At 66.0% G+C, this 4042-nt stretch carries 3 protein-coding genes and 1 pseudogene; all 4 read left to right on the plus strand.

The window, feature by feature from the left end; all coding sequences use genetic code 11:
- Positions 1 to 811, plus strand: an 811-nt coding sequence (locus ACGF12_RS38025; protein ID WP_393041069.1) for a DUF3592 domain-containing protein, incomplete at its 5' end; no start/stop codon positions are given.
- Between the two features lie 231 nt (positions 812 to 1042).
- Positions 1043 to 1864, plus strand: coding sequence for a MerR family transcriptional regulator (locus ACGF12_RS38030; RefSeq protein WP_393041075.1), 822 nt, complete (start codon positions 1043 to 1045; stop codon positions 1862 to 1864).
- A gap of 153 nt (positions 1865 to 2017) precedes the next feature.
- Positions 2018 to 3246 (plus strand): annotated as a pseudogene (locus ACGF12_RS38035) (hypothetical protein).
- Complete coding sequence (locus ACGF12_RS38040) at positions 3230 to 3949, plus strand: hypothetical protein (protein WP_393041072.1); 720 nt, start codon at positions 3230 to 3232, stop codon at positions 3947 to 3949. Before ACGF12_RS38035 ends, ACGF12_RS38040 begins: the two are co-directional and overlap by 17 nt.
- The last annotated feature ends 93 nt before the right edge of the window (positions 3950 to 4042 follow it).

The following is a 4042-nucleotide window of genomic DNA, read 5'->3' on the forward strand; positions in this document are numbered from 1 at the left end:
CACCGGCGCGGCGAGCACGGACCGGGCGACCGCGACCGATCGCGGCGATCAAACCCACCCGGCCAGTTGCTCGTTACCGACCCACGCTCCTAGCCGATCCGCGGGAACCAGAAGGGCCCAACAGCCGTCTCCCAGACCGCGGTTCACGTGTTCGATCGGCACGTTCACGGGGGTGGATATGTCTGACGACGGCAACGTCATCGGGTACGTCTTCGGCTTCATCGGGCTCTTGGCGATCTGCGGCGGGCTGGCGCTACCGATCGCCGTGGCGCGCAGGGCCCGGCTGCGGGCACGGATCCTGGCGGTCGGACTCGCGGCGGAGGCCCGATGTCTGGAGACGTACGTGACACAGGAACGGGTCTCGGGATCGGATCCCTCCGACCGGCGCACCCGCACGGTCCGGCACGTGATCATCGGCTTCCGCACCGCGGACGGCCGGGACATCCGCTTCGAAGACGCTTCCGGCGCACCGCGCGTGGTGGGCGACCACGTGCCGGTGCGGTACCTGCCCGACCAGCCGCACCGGGCGGTGACCGCCGACCGGGGCCGGTCGGGAGCCAAGGCCGGGTTCGCCGTGGCGGCTCTGGTGGGCCTGTTCTTCGCCGGCGTCGGCGCGGTTTTCGCCGTCATCGGCTTCGGAATCGCCTCCGGCAGCCACGACCTGCCCACCCGCCATCTCCCCACCGAACGCAGCGTGCCGCTGCCCGGCGGCGGCTTCCCTAGCGAAATCGTCTGCACCGGCGACGGGAACGCCACCACGCTGGTCTGCCCCGGTGGATTCCCCGACATCACCATCCCCAAGCGACCCTAGGGCTTGTCCGGCGTCGTGCGCCCGGCAAGATCCGCCGGACAGGCCCTACAGATCCGCAGGTATGGATGATCGCCCCGGAGCTACTGAAGCGCGGCCGTGGAGTGATCTGGGGTGAGCCGATCGATCTGGAGGCGTGGAGCCGACGACGCCACCCCTCGCTCTCGCCGTTCGTCGCCGGCCGGGTAGCTTCTTGACCCTCACACCGTGTCAGGCGCTGAACTCGGAGACATCATGTTCACCATCGGAGATTTCGCCCGGCACGGCCGCGTCTCGGTCCGGATGCTGCGTCACTACGACGCGACCGGACTGCTGCACCCGGCCCATGTCGACCCTGCCACCGGCTATCGCTACTACGCCGCCGCCCAGCTCGCCCGACTGAACCGCGTCATCGCGCTCAAGGACCTCGGCTTCACCCTCCAGCAGGTGCAGGACATCGTGGAGGAAAAGGTTGCCACGGAGGAACTGCGAGGCATACTGCGGCTGCGGAGGGCCGAGCTGGAGACCGCAATGGCTGTGGCGGCCGTGCGGCTGGAACAGGTCGAGGCGAGGCTCCGAGCGATCGAGAGTGAGGGGCACATGCCCACGAACGACATCGTCATCAAGAGCGTCCCGGTCGTGCGGGTGGCGGAGCTGACCGCGACCGCCGCGAGTTTCGCGCCCGACGACATCAGCCCCGTCATCGGGCCTCTCTACGACGAGCTGTTCCGGCTCCTGGACGCGGCGGGTGTCACTCCCACCGGCCCCGGTGTCGCCTACTACGAGGACGCCCCGGAGGGCGACGGCAGGATCAGCGTTCACGCCGCCGTCCAGGTCTCCGCCCCCCTTCAGGACGGAGTCTTCCGGGTGCTCGACCTGCCGGCCCTCGACCAGGCGGCGACCATCGTGCACCGCGGCTCGATGGACACCGTGCTGCCCACGGCCCAGACCCTGGCCCGCTGGATCGACGGAAACGGCTACCGGTCGGCCGGGTACCACCGGGAGATCAACCTGGAGTGCCCGGAGAACCGCGACGACTGGGTGACGGAACTCCAGGCGCCGGTGACCCGGGTCTGACCGATGATCACGGCCGGGTGGCCGGGGACCGTTGCGTCACCCGGCCACCCGGCCCCGGTCCCCAGCCGGCGCACCCCCTTTTCGCTCGCACGGAGGCGGCGTTGACACCCGCCGAGGTCCAGTGGATGATCCGCGAATGGCAGGTACCGTTTGATGTACGCGACAGAGCCGGCAGAAGCCTGCATCGAGGATGCGAGCAACATCTTGGTTGCGCCTTCGATGTTTCAGGACAACGACGTGATCAGGGAATTCTTCGGATCCACGATCACGCCGGAGGACCTTGTTTCTGGTTCGCCCGATCTCGCGCAGAAGACCGTCTACCTGTGCGGCGACATATCCGGGATCAGCGGCCGCCAACTGCGTGAGGCGGCCCGGGTATTCGTCATCCGGGAGCTGGCACACGGTTACGACGAGGACGTCGACGAACCTTGGACCCTCGTCGACCTCGGCCGGGTTCCCGTCCGCGTACACGGCGTCGGCGTGTACTACCGCCGATTCTTCGGACTCGACGCCGGTCACTTCGGACGGATCCGTGCGGAGCACGAGTTCCAGTCCCTGACGGAGTCCACCAAACCCGGAACGGCCCATCGCAGCGGGATCTATCTGACACCGGTCACACGAAACGGTGACGAACTGCATTTTCGCCTGCTCCGGTGCTCCACGAACCTCTCGGGGCCGACCGAGGGCTTTCGCCCGACCGACACGCGCATCGTCGAGGCTCTGAACCGCGAAGCCGCCGCCGTCTTCCGGAACCAGGCACCGCTGAATCACGTCCTTGCCCAGATCTACCACAACACCCTTGCCACGGCCGAGCGCAAGCAGTCCAAGGCCAAGATCTCGGCCCATGCCGACAAGACCAAGGACATGCCCGCCAACGGCATCATGGCCTTCTGCACCTTCTATGACCGGCTCGACAAGCTGCAGCCTCTGGCCGAAGACGCCTTCGACTACGGTGTGAAGGGTGCCAGCGGGCTGACCAAACTCCACTTTCGCCTCAAGGAGCCGACCGGAGGACGCGACGCGGTCGCGTCCCCGCGCAGTTCACCCTGACCCTTTATCCCGGCTCCGTGTTCTTCATGCCGCTGTCCACCAACCGCCTGTACACGCATGAAGTCCGGCCCTCGGCATTGGACGCCGAGTTGCTCCCGACCCGCCTGGGATACGTGGTGCGCTGTTCGAGCGCCGAAGCCGTTCACAAGAACGGCCAAACGTTCCTCAAAGTGGTCGAAGACTTGGTGAAGCTGGGGCCACCCACACCGGCCGGCATGGACGAGCTGCGCAGGCTGTACGCCGAGGAGAACAGGACCTCGTCCTTCATCGATTACGGCGACGAATTTCTCTTCAGCATGAACACGGGAGACTATGGTGCCCCCCGAGTCTAGGATCTCGGATGAGATCCTCTCGTACGCTTTGCCATCCGAGGGGAACCTCTTCGCGGAGCTGTCGGCGTCGGCTCGTCTGGAAGACGTGGGAAAAGGCCGGCGAGGCGCCACGCTCACCAGGATCGACGAGGCGGGTGGTGTGCCCCTCGTGCGCACTACCACGCGATACGGCAGCCCGACGCAGCGCTTCCGGGTGGTGCACGAACGGCTGGCGCAGCAGATCCAAGAACGTGCGGCGCTTTCGGTCGGCTTCAACAACGCTCTCATCGAGAGCTACACGAACGCCTACACAACCATGGGCAGCCATTCCGACCAAGCCCTCGATCTGGCCGACGAGTCGTCTATCGCCGTCTTCTCCTGCTACCAGCATCCCGAAGCGAGCCCGCCGAGGAAGCTGATCTTCGAGTCGAAGGGGTCCGGTGGCGAGAAGTTCGAGATTCCCCTCGCCCACAACAGTATCGTCGCGTTCTCTGTCGACTCGAATCGGCGGCTCAAGCACAAGATCGTCTTGGACGCGCCCGCCCAGGCGGCGGACAACCAATGGTTGGGTGTGACGTTTCGAACGTCAAAGACCTTCGTTCGGTTTCACGACGGACATGCATACCTCCCGCAGGGTGTGCGCCTCACGTCGGCCGACGACGAGCAGCGGCGCGAGTTCTACCAACTACGGCGCCGGGAGAACAATGAAACGGACTTCATCTAGGACTCGTCAATTATTTACTGCCTGATTTGATCTCGTCTTCGTACTGTGTGATTGCGTTCTGGAGGGCGTCGATCGTGCGGGGTGGGTGGGTCC

Origin of the sequence: Kitasatospora sp. NPDC048296 (assembly GCF_043201815.1) — a bacterium.
GTDB lineage: Bacteria > Actinomycetota > Actinomycetes > Streptomycetales > Streptomycetaceae > Kitasatospora.

What these genes read in the sequence shown, in the direction of transcription:
- ACGF12_RS38030 (WP_393041075.1), top strand. Translation starts at nt 1,043, where the DNA reads ATGTTCACCATCGGAGATTTCGCCCGGCACGGCCGCGTCTCGGTCCGG.